The organism is Sphingobacterium sp. UBA3519, from assembly GCF_002377215.1.
GTDB lineage: Bacteria > Bacteroidota > Bacteroidia > Sphingobacteriales > Sphingobacteriaceae > Sphingobacterium > Sphingobacterium multivorum.
The window spans coordinates 252,301-273,584 of sequence record NZ_DFPI01000024.1 but is presented as its reverse complement, the minus strand read 5'-3'; the positions used below and the strand labels follow the sequence as shown (position 1 = coordinate 273,584).

Sequence of the window (21,284 nt, the reverse complement as noted above, 5' to 3'; positions counted from 1 at the left end):
ATTAACTGTTTAATATTTGTTATTTCAATACATAATGAAAGTCGTTCAATTTACAGTTCCGGTTGTTTACCAAGGATCTATTTGTGTGCAGGAAGACATTCTGCCTTCATTCTACAGCAACTATCACCGACACAAGGAAATCCAGCTGACCTATATCCTGAAAGGGCGGGGAACCTTTATGATTGGCAACTTTACACATAGTTTTGAAGAGGACGAGATCTATATCGTTGATGCAGATGAACCGCATATGTTCAAAACGGGGGAAGATATAAGGGATGGCATTCATGCCATCCATATTTTTTTCGACTACGAACATTTTAAACCCTTTCTGGATTTTCCTGAATTCGATGATGTTAAGTATTTCCTGGAACACATCAACGTCAGTAAAAAATTGGATGCGGAGCATTCCGTCGCGTTGAAAGAAAAATTTGTACAGATTAACGTGAGTGCGGGCATAGATCGTCTCCTTTCGTTTGTGAAGCTGATTAATTTTTTAAGTAAAAAAGTAGATCAATGGACTTCGCTGTATACAGGTATTCCACAAAAGAAGTTCTCAGATGCCGAAGGATTGCGAATCAATGAAATATTCCAATATACTTTCCAGCATTTTGGAGACAAGATTTCCTTGGAAGATATAGCAGCGGTAGCACACATGACACCACACGCATTTTGCAAGTATTTTAAGAAACATACCCGGAAAACCTATGTTACCTTCCTCAATGAAATCCGGATTGAACGTGCCTGTAAAATGTTGATTGACGAATCTTCGGAAAGTGTTTCTAATATCGCTTTTAAAACAGGATTTAACAATGTTGTCAATTTCAATCGGGTGTTCAAGAAAATAACCAAACTGTCGCCGAGTGAATATGTACAGGAACATCGTATGCGCTACTAGGTTGTTTGGCGGATGTTACTATGCCGTTTAATGGAATAGTCTATGGAGATTTCCGAGCTATAACTGGATCCTCATACCGTTGATTTTTGGTGGGCTCCCCTCCACGGAAATCGGAAGAATGGTTTTGTTGACAATATCGGAGAAAGACTCGTCACTGTTAATTTTAAGAGCAATGACATCGCGATGCGCGAAATTGGACATTCCTTTGCCCAGCTTTCCGATGAGTATTGGACTGGTAATCCATATGCTATTGAGTCTGTAAACCGCTCGCAATCGGCAGATGCAAAGCAGGTCCACTGGAAATGCTGGCTTGGAAAAGACGGAGTTGGTATTTGGACAAAATTGATTAGCCAAAGAATATTCAGGTTAAAATCGACAAGAAGAAAAACACAGAACAATTGACAGTAAAGGATAAAGTCGATGCGCGTTATAGCTATATCTGGATGAATGAAGAAGGTAATCCGATCTATGAATGGGACGAATTTAATGGCGAGTATGTACGTCCAACAGGGATGAATAATGTGCTCAAAATGAAATTAACAACCTCTTCTGGAAAGATATACGTTCAAAAAATAGATAAAGAGACCACTGGCAAAAGTGAAAAAAGGATTGTAACTTTTTAGTTATACTATTGGAGTGAAATGATTTATAAGTTAATTTTAATCTGCCGGTTAATTAACTTATAAATCATTTATATTTATGAAAAGAAAATCCAAGTCAACTTGGGGAATTCTTTCATGTGTATTCATCCTGGTTTTAGCCGCAATGCCTTCGTGCAAAAAGCATGTAAAACTTCCCGATGAAAACGATGAAACAATTCATGCGGTAAAATTCAAAGTCAAGGATTTTGAAGCGATTGTTACTCCTCTAAAAAAACAATCAACCACGGCAAAACGAGCTGCGCTGAGCAGAGCTTCTTCCGAAAACGAATTGCTGTATCATTGGACCTTTGATAACAGCGATGTTGTTCCCGAAAATGCACTTGATGATGCCGTTGTGATCGATTACAACAATGGAAAGACAGACTATGATTTTTTAGGCGGTTGGCCTGCAACGGGAAAAGCCATTAGTTTCAAAGGTGGTAAAGAGATCCTAGTCAAAATCCCTGCCACAGGTATTCATTCGCTGGGTAGCTGGACCTTTGATTGCAATAGTTCGAGTACAGGACCAAGGGCACTGCTTTTGAGTTATTCCCTGGATAAGGGGAATAGTTTTTTGATGCTCTCGGATACAATCAATTATCCATCGAATGTGTCACTTTCAGCCAAAATCCCTGTGAGTGCATCATTGGCAGATATTTCGTTTGGCAACAGCAAGGAGCTCTGGTTGAAAATTTCATTATTTGCCGGTAGCAGGGATGGAGGAGCGGGTTACAGCCCAACGACTGGTACATTCAAGATGGATAACTTGATGGTTTACGGACAAGTCAACCCGGCCGCTTTGCCCAGCAAATTTTACTATCATGTGTTTGATGCAAAATCGAAGGCTATGATCAAATCGGGCGTACTTAATTCGCAGGAAGCTTTCGATGTTGAATTGCCGAACGGAACCTATTACCTAAGTCTGATTGCTAAAAATTCGACATTGCCGCTGATCCTGGCAGGGGCGGTGGATTTTGAGCACTTTTATGCGACGAATGCTTTTTCAGAACAATCTGCAGAGTTATTTGCTAGCCGGGATACCTTTGAGGTTAAAGGGGCTATGGAACGGGTCCTAAACTTAAGTCGGATCTACAGTGAGGTCAAGTTGACTTTTACAGACAGCGAAGATCTGAGCGCAATTGATAGTATTCAGGTGAAGCAGCTTCATCCTGTGTTTCATTATTATCCTTTTATGACGCATAGTAACGACCAGGTTGATGAAAGTCTTTTGACGGTTATCCCACATTTTACGGCAGCTGATCAAAGTTTTTCGTTCAACCAATTTATGGGCTATTATCTCAACAATACCGCTATTAAATATCAGTTCCAAGTTTTCAAGGAAGGTAAATTGCTGCGTACATTTGAACTGGAAAGCGAAATCCGAAATAATGTTCAAATACAGTTTAAGGGCAAATTGCTGGAGACTGCCAATGGGAATTTGGGTTTTCAGATCGTGAAGAATGAACAGTGGGACGATCATATTGTGATAGAATACTAGCACAGTTATTGTACTTAGCATCTAGCCGCCCTACATCTATTAAAACAAAAAGGTGTCCAGCAATGGACACCTTTTCTGTGATAGCATATTGGCTATATCAATTTTTTTAGCAAGGTATTCCAACCAGCCAAGTCATTCAATATTTTTTCAAGATCGGCAATGGCAACACGTTCCTGTGCCATCGTATCACGGTGACGGATGGTTACGGTGTTGTCTTCCAATGAATCGTAATCGACTGTGATACAGATTGGTGTTCCGATTGCATCTTGACGACGGTAACGTTTTCCAATGGCATCTTTTTCGTCATATTGAACGTTGTAATCCAATTTTAGTGTATTTAGGATCTCACGTGCTTTTTCTGGTAAACCATCTTTTTTGGTCAATGGTAAAATTGCAGCTTTTACCGGTGCCAATGCTGGTGGAAATTTCAATACAACGCGCGAATCTTGTTTTTCTGCTGTAGAAAGATCTTCTGTTACCAAAGAGTTACATAATACAGTTAAGAAAAGGCGATCCAATCCAATTGAAGTTTCAATGACATATGGAATGTAGTTTTGATTGATTTCAGGATCAAAATATTGCATTTTCTTTTTAGAAAATTCCTGATGTTGTTTCAAGTCAAAATCTGTACGGGAGTGGATACCTTCAACTTCTTTGAATCCGAATGGGAAGTTGAATTCAATATCAACTGCAGCATTTGCGTAATGCGCTAATTTATCGTGGTCGTGGTAACGGTAGTTTGATGGATCGAAGCCCAATGCCAAATGCCATTTCAAACGTGTTTCTTTCCATTTGTTATACCATTCCAATTCAGTACCCGGGCGGCAGAAAAATTGCATTTCCATTTGCTCGAATTCACGCATACGCATGATAAACTGACGTGCAATTACTTCGTTACGGAAAGCTTTACCAATTTGTGCAATACCAAAAGGAATTTTCATACGTCCTGTCTTTTGAACGTTCAGGAAGTTGACGAAAATACCTTGTGCAGTTTCAGGACGAAGGTAAACCTGATCAGCTCCATCTGCCATAGCACCCATTTGGGTTGCAAACATCAAATTAAATTGACGTACTTCAGTCCAATTTTTGGTACCTGAAACCGGACATACGATATTATGTTCTTCAATGATGGTTTTCAGTCCAGCTAAATCGTCTGCATTCAATGCGGTATTCAAAGCGTCTAATAGGGCAGCAGCTTCAGCTGTCTTACCATCTGCTTCATAACGTGCAATCTTATCTTCGATCAATTGATCGGCACGGTAACGTTTTTTTGAATCCTTATTGTCGATCATTGGGTCGTTAAAACCATCAACGTGACCAGAGGCTTTCCATGTTGTTGGGTGCATGAAAATTGCGGCATCAATACCAACAATGTTTTCGTGCAATTGCACCATGGATTTCCACCAATAAGTCTTTAGGTTGTTTTTTAATTCCGAACCTAATTGACCGTAATCGTAGACGGCACTTAATCCGTCATATATTTCGCTCGATTGAAATACAAAACCGTATTCCTTCGCGTGTGATACTACACTTTTGAAAAAGTCGTCTGTCTGTTTGCTCATAAGTGGCAAATATAGATATTAGTTTTAGATTTTAGATATAAGATTCTTGATAAGAGGTATTCTTTAAATGCCTAAATCACGGATCTGCTGGGACGCATTTTTGTTATCTACTTTTTTGATGATATGTTGGATAATGCCATCTGCATCAATCACAAAAGTGGTACGTGCTGTGCCCATATACTTTTTGCCATACATGTTCTTTTCGACCCATACACCATAGGCCTCTACAAGGCTCTTGTCTTCATCTACAAGCAGCTGAAAAGGAAGCTCATGTTTGCTGATGAATTTTTGGTGCGATGCTTCGCTGTCCACACTTACGCCGATGATTTCAAAACCATCTTTTTTCAAAGACTGATAATTGTCTCTGAAATTACAGGCTTCCGTGGTGCAGCCTGGTGTATTGTCTTTTGGATAAAAATATAAAATAACTTTTTTCCCTTTGAAATCCGAAAGATGTACCGTTTCACCATGTTGATTTTTTGCACTAAAATCCGGTGCTTGTTGTCCTATTTCTAGTGTTGCCATATGTATTTCGATTTAGTCGATTAAGATACGAAATTATAACAATAAATCTATCCGATGGTATGCTTAAGCATTTTGGTTAATGTGCCTGCTGCTACTCGTGAAGTCGACAACTTGGTTCTCGCCAAGTAATTTGATAAAAGATCTGTCGGCTGGTACAGTGAGGATAATTTTTTAGAAAATCAATTTTTCTATCGACACATAAATTACTATTTTTAAAAAAACATGGAAATGGAACTATCATCTTTTGAAAAACAGATCAATAGTACGATTTTACAGCGAGGTAAAGTCTACTACCAAAAAGGACAGGTTGAATCTCTTGGAGAAACAGAAGATGGTGTATGGGTTGCAGTGGTAGCAGGGTCGGACGATTATTTTGTAGAGATTGAAATTAGCAAAAAAGGATCAGTAGGAGATTATGGATGTGACTGTCCCTACGATGGCGATTTGTGCAAGCACGTGGTTGCTGTCTTGTATGCTATACGGGATGAAAAAGCGATTGCTCCTGAGGATGTACCTAAAACTACCAAGAAAAAAACAAAACTATCCTTTCAAAAACTACTGGACAATATCAGTAGCGACGAGCTGAAAGCATTTATTGTCCAGTACAGCAAAAAGGACAGTAGCTTTAAATCTGATTTGGAACTATTCTTTGCAGAAAAAGATGAAAACTTTGACATAGAAAAGCAAATAAAGGATCAGATTAGGAAAGCGATCAAGACCTACAGCAAACACGAATTTATCGATTATGGTTCAAGTGGTAAGCTAGCACGGGAATTACAAAAAATTCTGATGCAAGGTCAATATTATCTATCCAAAAATAACATCCTAAACGGTAGCTTGTTATGCATGGCGTATATACAGGAAGTTATGCCAGTGATTACTTACGCCGACGATAGCAATGGATCTATAGGAGATGCTATCGATAGTGGTATATCCTTATTGACAGATATTGCGGTGCAGTCCCCCGTCGATTTGAAAGAAAAGATTGCTGTGTATTTGAATAAAGAGCTGCAACAGGATCTGTACTTTGACTATGGCGATTTCGGATATGATATGACAGATCTTTATGCGCAGCTATGTCTGGATTTAAGTAAAATAGATGATTTTCTGCACTTTGCCGATGTGGCTATTCATAAAGCTCGTTTAGACCGTTATGATTACCGTAGTAGTTTTTTTATACAGATTAAAGCCTCCATCCTTCAAAAAGGAAACAGGACAGAAGAGGTACAGCAATTGATAGAACAACAAATCCATTTGCCACAAATGAGGAAGGTTCAGGTCGAAAAAGCTATTGAAAACGAGCGCTTTGAAGAGGCCAAGGAATTGCTGGTTGAAGGAATACGACTAGCGGAAGAAGCACAGCATCCTCGTGTAATAAGGGACTGGGAAGAAACCCTTTTGCATATTGCCGTTCTGCAAAATGACATTCCAATGGTGCGCTCTTTTACAGAAAAATTCGCTATAGGTTACTCTTTTAGCAGCCACTATTACAACCAGTGGAAAAACACCTATACCTCAGAAGAATGGAGAAGTGTCATTAACGACAAAATCAACTCGATTCGCGCAAAATCAACCGGAGAAAAGAGTTCCTATTCGAAACACCAAGACTACTGGCTTTTGAACGAAATAGGTCCTATCTATATTGAAGAGAATATGTTCGACCAATTACTTGCACTGGTGCAACGGCAGACCGATCTGGAAACCATACTAAACTATCATGAGCATTTATATAAATTGCATCCTGCGGAACTTATGAAATTGTACTCATCCCTATTGGATCAACATGCTGAGTCTGCCAATAAACGTAATGCCTACCAACGATTGATGGACATCGTATTCGTTATATTTAAAGATATACCTTCTGGTAGGGAAACACTCTTGGCCCAAATGCTTCACTGGAAAATGATCTACAGGCACCGTCCTGCGATGATGGATGAATTAACGAATATACTGGACAAAATCAATGCACAGGGGGAGTAGATGAATGCATGTTCATCTAGGCCCCGATATCTGCATTTTGGTTAACTTGCTTGATTAAGCTCATGAGTTTGACAACATTGTTTTCGTCAAATAATCCGATAACCCCGCTGTCATCTAGCTCCGTAAAAGGAGGTTCCATGAGATCGGCGGTTTCTAGATAACCGTTGGTTACGAAATAACGTATTACAGTGTCCATAAACTTGATCTGCTTGGCCGAAAGGTTAGCTTCGCCAATAAAATTTGTGAAATGAGCCTGTATAGCCTCTTGATCCAAGCCGATAATGGACCGAATAAAAGTTCCTAGCGGCTGATCACCAAATTCTTTTATAAACTCTTCCTTGGACCCCAGTGCCTCCGCTACGAGGTATTGTTCTAACTGCTGTAATTCGAAAGCATTGATCGGTTGATTTTTATGCAATTTGTCGATCACAAGATGATGCTTATTCTTTTTGATAAAGGCGGTTACTCGATCTTTATAACTTTGTAGATTTTTAAAATTTGCGATAATATCATACCCGATAATTTCTTCCTTTAAAAGATTATCATCAAGCTTTGTATAAATAGGTTTAATGTTATTCTCCTCTTTGAGCAAGTGTATTAGATCTCGAATTTCCTTTCGTAGATTTTCAATTTTTGATACTGATGCATCTTGCCAAAAATCTATGGAGGCCATCTCTCTTATGACGATTTCTTTAGCAGCGACAGCAGGTACATTTCGCTTTTTTAATAGTCTCTTTCCTATATCCATAAAGTTCTGGATAAGGACGGTCTGCCGCGGAGATTTATTAATCATTGCTCCTTGCAGTTTATAACTATTTAGATCGAATCGTTTAGCCATTTCATCTATGTCTTCAGTGTAAGGAATAAGATGAGACAGTTCCGTTTCTATAGCAATGATAGCAGATTTATTGAGGTTGTCCCACTTGCTTCTATCTGCAAATTGATGCACTACAGCGAGATGCTTTCTGACCTCATACCGAGCTGTATCCAGCTGCGCTACTTTGGCATGTAGTTGATTGATATATTCCTTTGCTAAAGCTAAATCTTGGTTATTGGCATCCATATTCTCCTGAATAAGGTTAGCAACATGTAATTGTTCCAGAAACAACAGTTGACTTAAAGGTCTTTGGGTATTTGTTTGATAACCGTCCGGATTCTCCTGAAAGAACTCAAGGTTTCGGCAGTAGTCAAATAGTAGGAAGAATTTTTTATCCTCATGGGGTCCAAATAAATCACGACGTAAACGAGTACCCCTTCCTACCATTTGCCAAAACTTAGCATATGATTTTACCGGTTTAAAAAATATGAGATTCAGTACGCTAGGTGCATCGACTCCTGTATCCATCATATCGACCGAAATAGCAATCTGAGGTTCTAGTTCTTCTTTGTCATAACAGAACTTTTCAAGTAAATCTTGCGCTTTGTCATTGTAATTGTCAATGACCCGGCAAAAGTTGCCTCCATATTCGGGATAGTTTTTGTTAAATCGCTCTTCGATAAAAACAGCATGACGATGGTTTCTGGCAAAAATAATCGTTTTGCCGACCTTATCGCCAGAAGCTACTTTTAACCCATTATTCATGAGGTGATCCAAAACAAGATCTACTGTAGGTTCATTAAATAAAAAAGAATTAATCTGAGACGCTCCAACTTCAAATTCCTGAAGGGCTTCATCAGATACCGCGGTCAATCCCAACTTTTCCTCTAATTCGGCCTTATCCTCATCGCTTAAATCTTTGTATTTCACGCCATCCCTTACCATCTGTACAGGGACAGCATACGAGCGTGGCGGTACTAAAAAGCCGTCGTTTACGGCAGTATCTAATTCGTAGGCAAAAGTGGGTATATCATCCTCTAATTGAAAAAATGAATACGTATTTTTATCAAGATTTTTTTTGGGTGTAGCCGTTAACCCAATCAATAAACCATCAAAGTAATCGAAGATAGATTGGTATTTTTGATAAATGGAGCATTTAAATTTAGTGCTACAGCAACCGCCAACCTTACACCAATTGGTAGAACAGTTGACCGCAAAAAACACGCTGACTAACAAGGAACGGCTGATGCATCAACTCAAAGACTCACCCCAGAAACGCTACGAAGATTTTGTATCAAATTACCCCAATATCTACAATCGCATTCCGCTTTATATGATCGCTTCTTACCTAGGTATTTCAAGAAAAACACTGACAAGGGTTAGGGGCGGGAAATAATTAGTCACTTTATCACCATCTACACTCCTGATAAAAAGGTTTATCAAAATAATGATGATAAAAAAGGCTAAATTAACCGTAGTTCAGTTAGCCTCTTCTTACAACGTTGACAATAAAAAACCTTATGGATTGGTAGACCACAAACTAAATTCTTTTACAAAAGCACGTTTTGGCAATTTCAGATGGTGTACGACTAGGGTCGCCAAATCTTCCGGCTGTAATACTTTTTCTTCGTTTCCATCGGTGAAGTTGGCGTTCACCGTCATATCTGTGGCAATGGTACTCGGGTTGATGGTCGATACACGAATGTTGGACTTGCGGCCTTCTTGCATCACACTCTCGGTAAGATTGATCACCGCTGCTTTTGATGCTCCGTAGGCACTCATTTTTGCAGAACCTTTCAAACCTGAGGTAGATGCTATGTTAATGATATCACCACCATTGTTTTTGACCATTTCCGGGAATACCTCGTGGATCATATAATACGTTCCAAATACATTTATTTTGAAAGATTGCTCCCATTGCTCAACTGGCAATTCGTTGATACCTCCTACAGCCAAAACTCCGGCACTATTGATAAGAATATCAATAGTTTCAAAAGTTTCCAAAATACTTTTTACCGTGTCTTGTACACCTGTATAATCTGAGACATCCAAGGCATAAGTTTGCACTTTTACATCGCTGTTAATGGCGCTGATTTCAGCAGCTACCCGTAACAAATCTTTTTCTGTACGACCTGCCAGAGCGATATTGACCCCTTCTTTTGCCAATTCCAAAGCCATCGCTTTACCTAACCCTTTACCAGCACCTGTGATAAGGGCATTCTTATTTTTTAAATCTTGCATATTTCTATTTTATATATCGCAAAATTCTGTTTTTATTTTATTATAAACGACTATTGAGCATTAAAATGTAAATTTGTTCCGTAATAATGAACATAACATGATACAGTCGGTCGAGAAGCTATTTCTCATTATGGATTATATGGTACAAAACGGTAATCGGGTGCGTATACAAGATATTGCATCAGGTTTGGATATGAAAAAATCTACGGTACATAATTTTGTTAAAACCTTGGTGCAGATGGGCTATGCAGATCAAGAGGAACTTTCTACCCGATATTACCTCACAGGCAAAATGCATCACCTCATCCCAACGGAATATTCTACCGCTACACTGAAGACAGACTATCGTCCTATCGTAGAAAAAATAACCGAACTCACCGGTGAAACCGCTTATCTAACCATACAGCTAGGATCCTATATGCGGCACGAACTAAAAAGCGATCCCAAACGCTCTGTACGTATAAGTCTAGAAGTAGGTAAAGAAATGGATGTAATGAATTCGGCTTTGGGCAATGTTTTTATGGCACATTCACCGAGTTTGACCAAACAATTAATGGTTAATCTCATCGAGCCAGAACAAATCAAATTGCAAAAGCAACTCGATAATGTAATAGAAAAAGGCTATGCTGAAGATTATGAACGTTTGGAAAAAGAGATGAATTGCGTAGCGGTACCAATTTATAGTAATAATAAATTATTGGCAGCAATTGGTATTTCAGGCCCATCGTATCGTTTTGGAACTAAAGAAATGCAACAGGGAATACAGATCATTCAATCATTATTAAAGAATAAGGTATCTTAATCTACACGATAATCGTTCTATAGCGTGTATATTGAATGCATCATGCTTATTGTACTGTGACAATTAAAAATGTAACATTGATTATTGTTGAGTAAAGGAAAAGAGTCCTCGCCAATTCCAGGACTCTTTTCCTTTACTCATTTTATCATTTCCCTTTTGTTTGAACCAAAAATCGAAAATTGCAATTAATGTAGCAGATCAGGTCGGAGAAATGTTGTAAGTTTGAAATTAGCTGTTAACGCGATGTGGAGAATGAAGCCTCGTAGACCTTCAAATTCCCTTTGTTGTCTTTCACTTCAAGTTTAAAGTCGTGTCTGCCACTGCTGAGTTCCGGTTCGAAGTCATGCCAGATATGTCTTGTTTTAGGGTCATATTTCATTAAAGCCCATTTCCCGTCAATATAAGCGTCAAAAGTAGCTATACCCGATAGATTGTCACTGATGGTAAAATCGATGGAGCGTTGATTGGAAACATTCTTGCCGTCGGTCAGGTTACGCGCAGTGATATTTGGTGCAATGGTATCGACAGCGATGTAAAAACCACCAAATTCGCGTACGTTGGCTACCACCCAGCCGTTCTCATATTGACCACCTTGTGCTCCGCCATCAGAAGAAACAATCAAGGCTTTGTCATAAAGATTTTCAGACAAGCTGTAGTCTGGTTTGATCATGAGCTTATAAAATCCGAACACCGGTGTATAAGCGTTGTGGATATAGTGCATTGCCGAGTAGCCTTTTGCAGGTTTTGCTCCCTGCGAATAATTGAAGTAAAGGTCGTCATACAATATATTTTTGCTCATATAAACCCGAGCATTCTCCGCTTCATATTTGTTTTCATCGGCATAGTGAAACATTTTAAGCCCCTTCGCATTTGGGCGGCTGATGGAAAGTGAAGGGTTATTCTGCACCTTAAAATTCAATTCACTCGTATTCCCTTGAACATCCTTAACCACATATTTTACCTCATGCACCTCATTGTCTTTCAACGTGATTTTACCGAGGTTATCCAAGTTTTTGAAGATGTTGATCGGATTGTTAGGATCTTTGAAGCTCTTTTGCACGCGTACCCCTGATTTTTTTAAATAAGGGTAGTCTACGTAAGACTGGATCGCACGGGTCTGATCAAAAGGAATGGATTCGAACAGTACCGTGCTGATGTTTTTATTGTCTAAAAATAGTTCAATCGAATATACACCATATGTAAAAGAGATTCCTCTCCGTTTATCAACGGTGTTGATTCCCAATCCAAAGGTACCATTCACAGGTATCGGCGCGGTACTCGCTAAGCTATAGGTACCATTGCCAGCCGACTTGATCGTCTGATGTCTTCGAGGTGTATTTTCGTCGAATATTTCGGAACCCAAATCGTAGACCGTCATACCGCGGATAATCGGTTTGACACCGTCTGGAAACAACAGTCCAAACAATTGCGGATTGAGCGGCAATTGTGCTTTTGTATCCCGGATTTCGAAATGAAGATGTGGGCCAGCTGAACCACCGGTATTGCCCGAATTTGCAATAAACTCACCTTTTTTCACCGGGACCTGATTTGGTTTGAGGAATACATCGACATCAAAACGTTTCTGCTTGTACTGCTCATCTTTGATGATTTTAGCAAGATCTGAATTGAAACTCTCTAAGTGCATGTATACCGAGGTGTAACCATTGGGGTGATCAATGTAAACATAATTACCACCACCACCTATCTGTACCCTGACGCGGGATACAAAACCTTCCGCCGCTGCATGCACAGGAATATTGATGCGTTGTTGTGTGCGGTAATCGTCTCCGCCATGAAAATGCGTCGCGCGCAATTCGCCAAACGATCCCGAAGCCTGTGGAGGAATATCCATGGGGCGTACAAAATAATTTTGTGGATAATTGCGACTTTTGATAATATCTTGCCCTTGGCTTAGGCCTGCCGTACAAGTGAGGAAGGCCAGTAATGCTATTCTTTTTGTTGTCATAAGATGTCCGAGCTTATTTAATTTTACAGCTAAACATCTTCTGTTCGCCGATGAAACCTTCCAATAAATCGCCGATGGCTACAGATCCGACACCAACTGGAGTTCCGGTGTAAATGAGGTCACCTTTGCGGAGGGTAATAAATTTGGAGGTATATACAATCAGATCTTCGTAGGAAAATATCATATCCTTGGTATTTCCCTGCTGGACTGTTTGTCCATTTTGCTGCAGGGAGAACTCAATCGAGTTCACATCTGCAAGCTCTCCTTTAGGAATCAAGTTGCTGATCACTGCAGAATGGTCAAATGCTTTTGCCAATTCCCAGGGAAGGCTTTTCGCTTTAAGTTCCTGCTGTACATCTCTGGCGGTGAAGTCAATGCCCAGACCAATGGCATCATAATACGTTGACGCAAATTTGGGCGTGACATGCTTTCCTTCTTTACAGACCCGGAGGACAACTTCGGTTTCGAACTGAATGTTTTTGGAGAATTCGGGGTAATAGAAATCTTTGTTATCCTTTAATACCGCAGTATCGGGTTTTAAAAATATAATGGGATTTTCTGGGACTGGATTATTGAGTTCTTTCGCGTGGTCGATGTAATTGCGACCGATTGCAATTATTTTCATGATATAAATTTTTAAGGCAATGAAGCTTTCAGATTTCTTGGCAAGCGCTTTAGCTCGACGTTCATCGCGAGTATGTTTGAAGCCAGATCCAAAGATGGCTCCGCTTTTTATGTGAGCGTCTTACACGTGGCGGAGACATATAACTTCCATGAAGATCATATGACTATCTTCCTAAAGCTTGTTGCGGACTTATACCCAGTAAACCTGTGTTTTCGCTTGCCACAACAAACTTAGCAAATGTCCGATGGTTATCCAAAAATGAAGAGAAGCAAGTCCATTTTAATTTAAATTAAGATTGCTATTTATATAGGTTTTAGTTAGGTTTTGTTTAGGTTTTAGTTAGGTATAATATAGGTTATACCTAATTAAGACCTAAACTATATCTAACCTAATAATAAGTTATACCTAACTTAATTCAAACATAAATCCAAATCAATTGTTAGGAGGTTGTTATTAAGATGATATTAAACAAAAAACTTAAAATATGGCTATATTAGAAGATGGTCCAAATGGTGGTTTCCGGGGTAAAGTTGGATCGATATATGGATACAATCGTATGGGGCAATGGATTATTCGGGGTGCAAGGAGGAAAAGTAGTAAACCTCCGACTGAAGCTCAGCGATTACATCGCCAAAAAATGAAGGCTGTCGGAAAATTTTGTGCAGAGAACAAAGCTGTCTTTGATTTTGGCTATGAGTTAAAAAAAGAAAATGGATCTAAATATGGTGCATTTCAGCTTGCGCAAAAGCATGTTTTCAATGATGTGTTGGCTTTTGATACTGACTATAATCCCGTCGTGAATTTTGAAAATTTGAACGTGTTTGTGGGGGATTTAATACCGCCTGAGGGTACTAAGGTGAGTGTGAGTGAAGGACGTATATTTTTGGAATGGATACCAAACCCAGCGTATGATGATGAAATTTATAAGTTAAATCTAGCATGTGTTAGCTTAAATGATTTCTGTTCCTTAAAACCAGCAGTTGCATCTGCTAAGGATGGTCAATGTTTCGTCAATGTACCAGTTGAATTAAATCAGAAAGCTGATTATCATGTCTACATCGGGTTTTGGGATACCTATCATGGTGCATTCTCAAATTCGACCTATTGTGGCGTCATTTAATAGGATTTTTCCACCTACTTGTGTATCTTTAACACTATGAATAAAATACAGGCGGTATTGTTCGATCTAGACGGTACGTTAATTGATTCGGAATATTTCTATTTCAAAAATTGGGCACCTATATTAAAACAGGAATTTAACCTTCAGATCAGCTATGAAGATTGGATTCGCGATTTTGCTGGACATACTTTAGCACATAATGTCAAGCGTCTTACCGAGGACTATGGCTACGACGTGACGGAAGAACATATGTGGAAGCGTACACGTGCGGCTTATGCCGATTCTAACATGAGCGATATTGAATTGATGCCTGGAGCACGAGAAATTTTAGCTTTTTTGAAAGCAGAAGATATCCGTATTGGGCTGGTGACCTCAAGTTATAGAAGCACTGTCGATACTGTTTTGGGCAAACATGAGCTTTTGGATTATTTTGAGTTTTTTGTCACGCGTGAGTGTGTGGAGTTGCCAAAGCCCGATCCTGAACCTTATCGTTTGGCATTGACAAATCTGGATCTACCAGCTGACCGCTGTGTGGCTATCGAGGATACATCGACAGGAAGTACATCGGCATTGGGAGCAGGCTTACAGTTGATTGCAGTTACGAAGCAAGAGGTAGAACGTGCTAGACTAACAGCTGTTGAGAACATTGTGGAAAACTTATTCGAGGCGAAAGCCCTGTTGGCGCAATGGATTTGAGGGTTGTAAAATAATTTAATCGTTTTAGCATTTGTATTTTTATTCGTATATATGTAATATTACCGAAATGTAAAGGGAACTCTGAATTATGAACCGTAGAACCGCAATAAAGCAATTTTTCATTATAGCTGGCGGACTGACAATTTTGTCGTCCTGTCTGAATGATGGAGGTGCATCAATTGTATTGAATAAGCTGAAGATTTCGGCAGAAGATGAGCAATTTTTGGGCGATCTGGCTGACATCCTGATTCCGAAATCGGATACACCAGGAGGGAAGGATCTGAACTTACATCTTTTCGTCATTAAAATGGTCGATGACTGTGAGTCGCCAGAAAATCAGGCTAAATTTGTCGCTGGTTTCAACAAGTTGCGGAAACAGTTGAATTTAAAAAATAGCAAAGAGACGGAGACCACTTTGGCGGGGTTAAAAGACAAAACCGACGAGAAGGCTTTTTTTGAGACCTTCAAATCGCGTGCAATTCAGGGGTATATGAACTCAGAATACGTGATGAAGAATAAGGTGATCTATAAACTTATTCCGGGTCCGTACAATGGTGCGGTAAAAGTTAAGGCATAAATAGCACATGGCAAATCTAAATATTGACAGTGAAAAAAACAGAACCTACGATGCAATCGTGATCGGTTCGGGAATTAGTGGCGGTTGGTCCGCAAAAGAGTTGTGCGAGAAGGGATTGAAAACATTGGTTTTGGAACGTGGACGTGATGTACAACATATCAAGGATTACCCAACCACCAATATGATGCCTTGGGAGTTTGAACATCGGAACGAAATGCCTTTCAAAGTAAAAGAAGAGAATCCGATTGTCAGCAAATGTTATGCATTCCATGAGGATGCGGCCCATTTTTTTGTAAAAGACAAGGAACATCCTTATATTCAGGAGAAACCTTTTGACTGGATCAGAGGCTATCAGGTTGGCGGCAAGTCGTTATTATGGGCGAGACAAACGCAACGTTGGTCTGACTTTGATTTCGAAGGGCCGGCTAGAGATGGTTTTGCAGTAGATTGGCCCATCCGTTATGCTGATTTAGCCCCTTGGTACGCTTATGTCGAAAAATTTGCCGGTATTGCAGGAAATCACGATGGACTTCCTGAATTGCCGGACGGCGAGTTTTTGCCAGGGTACCCCTTAAATATTGTCGAGAAGTATTTTAAAGAAAGCGTCCAAAAGAAATTTCCGGAGCGGAAAGTTATTTCAGCACGTTGTGCCCACTTATCCAAACCAAATCAGATTCACATCGAACAAGGACGTGTACAGTGTCAGAATCGCGTACTTTGTCAGCGAGGATGTCCTTTTGGTGGATATTTCAGTTCCAATGCAACGACAATTCCTTGGGCTGCGAAGACTGGGAATATGACCTTACGTCCATTTTCGGTTGTTCATTCAATCCTCTATGATGAACAAAAAGGAAAGGCAGTGGGTGTACGTGTTATTGATACCAATACAAAAGAGGAAATTGATTTTTATGCCAAGTTGATTTTTGTCAATGCGGCGGCAATCAATACGAATTTAATCTTATTGAATTCTAAATCCAACCGTTTTCCAAATGGTTTGGGCAATGATAGTGGTGTGTTAGGAAAATATGTTGCCTTTCACAACTATAGTGCACGCATCTACGCGGAGTATGAAGGGATGTTGGATTTTACGGCCGAAGGACGGAATCCCGCAGGTGGAGGGTATATTCCACGCTTCAGAAACTTGCACAAACAGGAAACGGACTTTTTAAGAGGTTATGCCGCCGGTTTCGGTGCTTCACGTAGTAAAGAATCTGATCGTTCGGGTTTAGGGTTAGATCTGAAGAACAATTTGTTGAATCCTAAATTAGGTGTTTGGCAGGTTGGATCTCACATGATGGGTGAAACAATACCAAAAGAATCGGGAATGGTTTCATTGGATAGCAGTAAGAAAGATGACTGGGGTATTCCGTTGTTAAAAATTGCTGTCGATTATGATGAGAACGATGAAAAAATGAAAAAGGATTACATTGCCGTCATGACGGAGATGTTTACGGATGCTGGTTTCACAAACATTCGGCCAGATACACACTGGCAGGCTCCAGGTTTGGATATCCATGAAATGGGCGGAGCACGTATGGGACACGATCCGAAAACTTCGGTATTGAATAAATGGAATCAGATGCATGCTGTGAAAAACGTTTTTGTCACAGATGGTGCAAGTATGACCTCCACATCAACACAAAATCCTTCATTGACCTATATGGCATTTTCGGCTCGATCTGTCGATTATGCGATTAGCGAGATGAAGAAAGGAAATATTTAGTTTACAGGGGAAAGGTTTTGAAAATAAATCTTTCCTCTGTAAAATTAAAGTGCTATCTTTCCACCCGAATAGCACGCTAAAACCAAGAAAGAATAACCAAAAAGGAAAACAATAACGAATAAACAATTAATGAACAAATAAGTAATCAAAAAAAAGCAATTAAAAAACCAAAATAGGGAAACCAAAAAATTTTACAACAAAAGCAAAAGCGATTTAGCAGACTTTATTGCAAATTCTATGCGGCAATAATACCATAGACATTTGAACCCAGACGTTTTCTGTTAAGTGAAAGCAATGGAATATAGCAGGCAATTTTAAGAAAGCAGATCGATTTTAAAACGATCAATTAAGGGAAACTAAATTAAACTAGGCGTTCTAAGCATCTTTTTGCTAAAACGTTTTTATAAACCAAATCACTATTATAAATAATTAATAGACTGCCAGATTTAATCTATTACGATAGAGATGGGGATCAGGTATTCGTATTAATTATTGAAGATGATACTAATTAAACATGACCGTTTAAGCTTATCAAAGCTAAAACGTTTTATAAACCAAAATCACTAATTATATGAGCAGAATCGATTTAGAATCATTTGCCCGCTTAACGAAAAATACCAAGCTGTTTTTTTCGTTGGCTATTATCGCAGGGACGATACATCAGGCAAATGCGCATGTCATCGCCAAGAGGGAAGATCCAAAAGAGACCTTTACCCATAAGGTCGCTAAGTTTCAGGGTTTAATTAAAGGAAAGGTACAGGATGCAAAGACTGGAGAAGGGATCTCCGGTGTTTCGGTTACCGTCAAGGGATCAGCAAAAGGTACAACATCGGATGGCCAAGGTAATTTTGCCCTGCAAGCCAAGATAGGAGATGTCCTGGTCGTGTCGTCCATTGGTTATCGAACAAACGAAGTCAAAGTAATAGGAAATGCCCCGATTGATATTCGACTATCCGCGACAGAAGACCAATTGGAGGAGGTTATTGTTGTCGGTTATGGTACGCAAAAGAAAAGTGAAGTGACTTCAGCAGTGGCCTCTGTAAAAGAAAAGGATTTCAATCAAGGTGGTATGCGCAACCCAATGGATCTGGTGCAAGGTAAAGTTGCCGGGCTAAACGTGACGAGAACCCAGGGCAGTAATCCAAATGCTGGTTCAGATATCCAATTGCGGGGTATGGCCTCCATGAAAGGCGGAAACTCCCCGCTGATTGTCATTGATGGCATTCCTGGTGGAAATCTAGATTTGATCAAGCAAGGAGATATTGAATCCATAGACGTGTTAAAGGACGGATCTGCAGCGGCTATTTATGGGACGCGGGGTAATGGTGGTGTAATTTTAGTAACCACTAAAAAAGGCAAATCTGGAGAACCACGATTTGAATATTATACCTATGGTCAACATGAGTCTGTCGCAAAGAAACCTTCGATGCTGAGTGCGCAGCAATTTAGAGATTATGTGGTCAACGGACAGAATAAACCTGATCTTGACCTTGGCGCTTCAACAGATTTGTATGACGAATTGATCAATAAAGGTAATTTCTCAACATTCCATAATTTTGTTGCCAGCGGTGGTGGCGATAAATCCAACTACCGTGCTTCAATTAACTATGAAAATGCCGAAGGCATTGCTAAACAGAATGGACGTCAGCAATTTGGCGGTCGTGTCAATTTTTCGCAAACTGGATTAAAAGATCGATTGACTTTCTCCGGTAATATTGCTGCCAATTTCAATAAAGCAGATCTTTTGGGTGGAAAAACGGAATATTTCGAACAGGCAATCCAGCGTAATCCAACTGCTCCACTATACAATCCCGATGGAAGTTTTTACCAAACCCAGGGTTATAATAATTTTAATCCGCTGGATCGTATGGCCAACCGTGTAGATCAACGCAATCAGGAAACTTTTTCGGGAGACGCACGTATGAAACTCAAGATTATAGAACCATTGAGCATCTCAGCCTTCGGATCCTATCTTAGAAATAATTGGAACGATCGTCAATTTCGTTCGATAAAAGATTGGGACCAACGCCAAAATTCTGAGTATCAGGGTATGGGCTATGCTTGGAAAAGAAATGAGTTGAATTGGTCCAAGACCTTTGAAACAACAATTGATTACAACCAGACATTCAACGACAAGCATAATATAACGGGTTTACTCGGTTACAGTTTTCAATATAATGGTTATGAGCGGTTTGAGATGTCCAATAATGGTTTTACAACAGACGCTTTTCAAGATTGGGACATGGGAAGTGGTACGGCTCTGACAAATACCAAATTGCCAAGACCATCGATGGGCTCATTTAAGGAAGACAATAAATTGATTGCTTTTTTTGGACGGGTAAATTATAATTATGACCAAAAGTATTTTGTGAGTGCAATTCTTCGCCGAGAGGGATCTTCGCGATTTGGTGCTAATCATAAATGGGGTAATTTCCCTGCCATTTCTGCGGGATGGACCATTACAAACGAAGACTTTTTCTCCAATAAAGACCTTGTCAACAATCTGAAGCTCCGTGTGGGGTATGGGGTAACCGGTAATCAGGGCTTCCCAAATTACAATTCGTTGATCTTGTTGGGAACAGGTGGGGTATATCCGCAGGATGGCATCTATTATCAAACGTATGGACCGACACAGAACCCCAATCCCGACTTAAAATGGGAACAAAAAGCCGAATTGAATATCGGGCTCGATTTTGGTTTGTGGAATAACCGACTAACAGGGTCTCTAGATGTCTATAATCGTAAAACCAAAGATTTATTATACCAATATAAGGCGCAACAGCCAGCCTATGTGAGTACAAACATTTGGTACAATGTAGGCGAGGTTTCGAATAAAGGTGTTGAGTTGCAATTGTCTGGAGTTCCAATTCAAAAAGAAGATTTTAAATGGACGGTGGATTTTGCGGGAAGTTATCAAAAGAATAAACTCGTTACCATGTCCAATGATATCTTTAAGAGTAATTGGATGACTTTTGGCGGTCTGCCCTCTCCAGGTAATCTCGGAGATGCCATTCGTCTTGAAGAAGGCGGTGAAATTGGTTCCTTCTATGGAAAACGTTATGCGGGTCTGAATGATGCTGGAGAATGGCTCTTCTATAAAGCTGACGGCTCCAAGGCTACCATTGCGGATATAAATGATAATGATCGCGCCTATATTGGAAATGGTGTTCCCAAATTCAATGCGTCGCTAGGTAACCGGTTTGCCTATAAGGGCTTCGATCTGACCGTATTTTTCAGAGGGAAATTTAAGTATGATATTTTAAATACAGCGGATATGTTCTTTGGTAATCAAAAATGGTTGCCTAATAATGTTTTCGAAAGTGCTTTTACTAAACATGCCGACCTTAAACAGGATCCACAGTATTCGGATTACTACCTTGAGAATGGAAGTTTTGTGAAACTGGATAATATTACATTGGGATATAACTTTAAACTAAAGACTGATTATATCAAAAGTCTATATGTATATGCGACAGGGAGAAATATCGCAACCATGACCAAATATACGGGGATTGATCCAGAGTTGCAGGATACAGGTTTTGAAGCAGGGATTGATTCGCGCAGTTTCTATCCAAGAACAAGATCTTGGACAATTGGTTTAAATGTTGGATTTTAA

Annotated in this window: 18 protein-coding genes; 11 read left to right on the top strand and 7 right to left on the bottom strand. The window is 39.7% G+C overall.

Features of this window, described 5'->3' with window-relative positions:
* Nucleotides 1-34: 34 nt before the first annotated feature.
* Nucleotides 35-895: a helix-turn-helix domain-containing protein gene (locus B3297_RS13730; RefSeq protein ID WP_286727404.1), complete on the top strand. Its 861-nt coding sequence runs from the start codon at nucleotides 35-37 to the stop codon at nucleotides 893-895.
* A gap of 57 nt (nucleotides 896-952) precedes the next feature.
* Here the strand turns inward: B3297_RS13730 and B3297_RS13725 are convergent, their stop codons facing one another.
* Nucleotides 953-1,249, bottom strand: coding sequence for a hypothetical protein (locus B3297_RS13725; protein ID WP_158638811.1), 297 nt, complete (start codon nucleotides 1,247-1,249; stop codon nucleotides 953-955).
* A gap of 44 nt (nucleotides 1,250-1,293) precedes the next feature.
* On the opposite strand from B3297_RS13725, the gene B3297_RS13720 reads away from it, so the two are divergent.
* Together B3297_RS13720 and B3297_RS13715 are read left to right on the top strand one after the other, a co-directional pair.
* The gene (locus B3297_RS13720) at nucleotides 1,294-1,518 is read left to right on the top strand and encodes a hypothetical protein (RefSeq protein WP_145327505.1); all 225 of its coding nucleotides are present in this window, start codon (nucleotides 1,294-1,296) and stop codon (nucleotides 1,516-1,518) included.
* Between the two features lie 76 nt (nucleotides 1,519-1,594).
* Entirely contained in the window at nucleotides 1,595-3,034 is a 1,440-nt protein-coding gene (locus B3297_RS13715) for a hypothetical protein (protein ID WP_286775162.1), read from the top strand.
* 92 nt (nucleotides 3,035-3,126) lie between these two features.
* Here B3297_RS13715 and B3297_RS13710 read toward each other — a convergent pair whose 3' ends face one another.
* On the bottom strand, nucleotides 3,127-4,596 hold the full coding sequence (locus B3297_RS13710; RefSeq protein WP_075994392.1) for a glycine--tRNA ligase: 1,470 nt from the start codon (nucleotides 4,594-4,596) through the stop codon (nucleotides 3,127-3,129).
* 63 nt (nucleotides 4,597-4,659) lie between these two features.
* Nucleotides 4,660-5,121, bottom strand: a complete 462-nt coding sequence (bcp, locus tag B3297_RS13705) for a thioredoxin-dependent thiol peroxidase (protein ID WP_286779039.1) — start codon at nucleotides 5,119-5,121, stop codon at nucleotides 4,660-4,662.
* 222 nt (nucleotides 5,122-5,343) lie between these two features.
* Here bcp and B3297_RS13700 point away from each other — a divergent pair, with 222 nt between their 5' ends.
* Nucleotides 5,344-7,101, top strand: a complete 1,758-nt coding sequence (locus B3297_RS13700; RefSeq protein ID WP_286779038.1) for an SWIM zinc finger family protein — start codon at nucleotides 5,344-5,346, stop codon at nucleotides 7,099-7,101.
* Between the two features lie 16 nt (nucleotides 7,102-7,117).
* Here B3297_RS13700 and B3297_RS13695 read toward each other — a convergent pair whose 3' ends face one another.
* Complete coding sequence (locus B3297_RS13695) at nucleotides 7,118-9,022, bottom strand: type I restriction-modification enzyme R subunit C-terminal domain-containing protein (protein ID WP_286775158.1); 1,905 nt, start codon at nucleotides 9,020-9,022, stop codon at nucleotides 7,118-7,120.
* A 43-nt stretch (nucleotides 9,023-9,065) separates the two neighbouring features.
* Here B3297_RS13695 and B3297_RS13690 point away from each other — a divergent pair, with 43 nt between their 5' ends.
* Nucleotides 9,066-9,314: a hypothetical protein gene (locus B3297_RS13690; protein ID WP_286775157.1), complete on the top strand. Its 249-nt coding sequence runs from the start codon at nucleotides 9,066-9,068 to the stop codon at nucleotides 9,312-9,314.
* A gap of 122 nt (nucleotides 9,315-9,436) precedes the next feature.
* Here B3297_RS13690 and B3297_RS13685 read toward each other — a convergent pair whose 3' ends face one another.
* A complete protein-coding gene (locus B3297_RS13685) occupies nucleotides 9,437-10,159 on the bottom strand; it encodes a 3-ketoacyl-ACP reductase (RefSeq protein WP_070570201.1) in 723 nt (240 codons plus the stop codon).
* Nucleotides 10,160-10,256: 97 nt separating this feature from the next.
* On the opposite strand from B3297_RS13685, the gene B3297_RS13680 reads away from it, so the two are divergent.
* Nucleotides 10,257-10,961, top strand: coding sequence for an IclR family transcriptional regulator (locus B3297_RS13680; RefSeq protein WP_115046490.1), 705 nt, complete (start codon nucleotides 10,257-10,259; stop codon nucleotides 10,959-10,961).
* Nucleotides 10,962-11,196: 235 nt separating this feature from the next.
* Here B3297_RS13680 and B3297_RS13675 read toward each other — a convergent pair whose 3' ends face one another.
* Complete coding sequence (locus tag B3297_RS13675; protein WP_115046512.1) at nucleotides 11,197-12,927, bottom strand: M23 family metallopeptidase; 1,731 nt, start codon at nucleotides 12,925-12,927, stop codon at nucleotides 11,197-11,199.
* 13 nt (nucleotides 12,928-12,940) lie between these two features.
* On the bottom strand, nucleotides 12,941-13,552 hold the full coding sequence (locus B3297_RS13670) for a fumarylacetoacetate hydrolase family protein (RefSeq protein WP_115046513.1): 612 nt from the start codon (nucleotides 13,550-13,552) through the stop codon (nucleotides 12,941-12,943).
* Nucleotides 13,553-14,036: 484 nt separating this feature from the next.
* Here B3297_RS13670 and B3297_RS13665 point away from each other — a divergent pair, with 484 nt between their 5' ends.
* The 5 genes from B3297_RS13665 (at nucleotide 14,037) to B3297_RS13645 (ending at nucleotide 21,284) form a co-directional block, all read left to right on the top strand.
* Nucleotides 14,037-14,672 carry a DUF6266 family protein gene (locus B3297_RS13665; protein WP_286775156.1) on the top strand — a complete coding sequence of 212 codons (636 nt, stop codon included), beginning with the start codon at nucleotides 14,037-14,039 and terminating at the stop codon, nucleotides 14,670-14,672.
* Nucleotides 14,673-14,708: 36 nt separating this feature from the next.
* Complete coding sequence (locus B3297_RS13660) at nucleotides 14,709-15,368, top strand: HAD family hydrolase (protein WP_286779037.1); 660 nt, start codon at nucleotides 14,709-14,711, stop codon at nucleotides 15,366-15,368.
* An 88-nt stretch (nucleotides 15,369-15,456) separates the two neighbouring features.
* Entirely contained in the window at nucleotides 15,457-15,945 is a 489-nt protein-coding gene (locus tag B3297_RS13655; protein ID WP_046673711.1) for a gluconate 2-dehydrogenase subunit 3 family protein, read from the top strand.
* A gap of 7 nt (nucleotides 15,946-15,952) precedes the next feature.
* Nucleotides 15,953-17,668 (top strand): GMC oxidoreductase, encoded by a 1,716-nt coding sequence (locus tag B3297_RS13650; protein ID WP_088163121.1) that lies wholly within the window; start codon nucleotides 15,953-15,955, stop codon nucleotides 17,666-17,668.
* 571 nt (nucleotides 17,669-18,239) lie between these two features.
* Entirely contained in the window at nucleotides 18,240-21,284 is a 3,045-nt protein-coding gene (locus B3297_RS13645; RefSeq protein WP_083296128.1) for a SusC/RagA family TonB-linked outer membrane protein, read from the top strand.

Excerpts from the sequence above, each read along its gene's own strand:
- B3297_RS13655 (WP_046673711.1), top strand. The coding sequence starts at position 15,457 with ATGAACCGTAGAACCGCAATAAAGCAATTTTTCATTATAGCTGGCGGA.
- B3297_RS13710 (WP_075994392.1), bottom strand. The coding sequence starts at position 4,596 with ATGAGCAAACAGACAGACGACTTTTTCAAAAGTGTAGTATCACACGCG.
- B3297_RS13715 (WP_286775162.1), top strand. The coding sequence starts at position 1,595 with ATGAAAAGAAAATCCAAGTCAACTTGGGGAATTCTTTCATGTGTATTC.
- B3297_RS13670 (WP_115046513.1), bottom strand. The coding sequence starts at position 13,552 with ATGAAAATAATTGCAATCGGTCGCAATTACATCGACCACGCGAAAGAA.
- B3297_RS13700 (WP_286779038.1), top strand. The coding sequence starts at position 5,344 with ATGGAAATGGAACTATCATCTTTTGAAAAACAGATCAATAGTACGATT.
- B3297_RS13645 (WP_083296128.1), top strand. The coding sequence starts at position 18,240 with ATGAGCAGAATCGATTTAGAATCATTTGCCCGCTTAACGAAAAATACC.
- B3297_RS13730 (WP_286727404.1), top strand. The coding sequence starts at position 35 with ATGAAAGTCGTTCAATTTACAGTTCCGGTTGTTTACCAAGGATCTATT.
- B3297_RS13680 (WP_115046490.1), top strand. The coding sequence starts at position 10,257 with ATGATACAGTCGGTCGAGAAGCTATTTCTCATTATGGATTATATGGTA.
- B3297_RS13690 (WP_286775157.1), top strand. The coding sequence starts at position 9,066 with ATGGAGCATTTAAATTTAGTGCTACAGCAACCGCCAACCTTACACCAA.
- bcp (WP_286779039.1), bottom strand. The coding sequence starts at position 5,121 with ATGGCAACACTAGAAATAGGACAACAAGCACCGGATTTTAGTGCAAAA.
- B3297_RS13665 (WP_286775156.1), top strand. The coding sequence starts at position 14,037 with ATGGCTATATTAGAAGATGGTCCAAATGGTGGTTTCCGGGGTAAAGTT.
- B3297_RS13685 (WP_070570201.1), bottom strand. The coding sequence starts at position 10,159 with ATGCAAGATTTAAAAAATAAGAATGCCCTTATCACAGGTGCTGGTAAA.
- B3297_RS13675 (WP_115046512.1), bottom strand. The coding sequence starts at position 12,927 with ATGACAACAAAAAGAATAGCATTACTGGCCTTCCTCACTTGTACGGCA.
- B3297_RS13660 (WP_286779037.1), top strand. The coding sequence starts at position 14,709 with ATGAATAAAATACAGGCGGTATTGTTCGATCTAGACGGTACGTTAATT.
- B3297_RS13650 (WP_088163121.1), top strand. The coding sequence starts at position 15,953 with ATGGCAAATCTAAATATTGACAGTGAAAAAAACAGAACCTACGATGCA.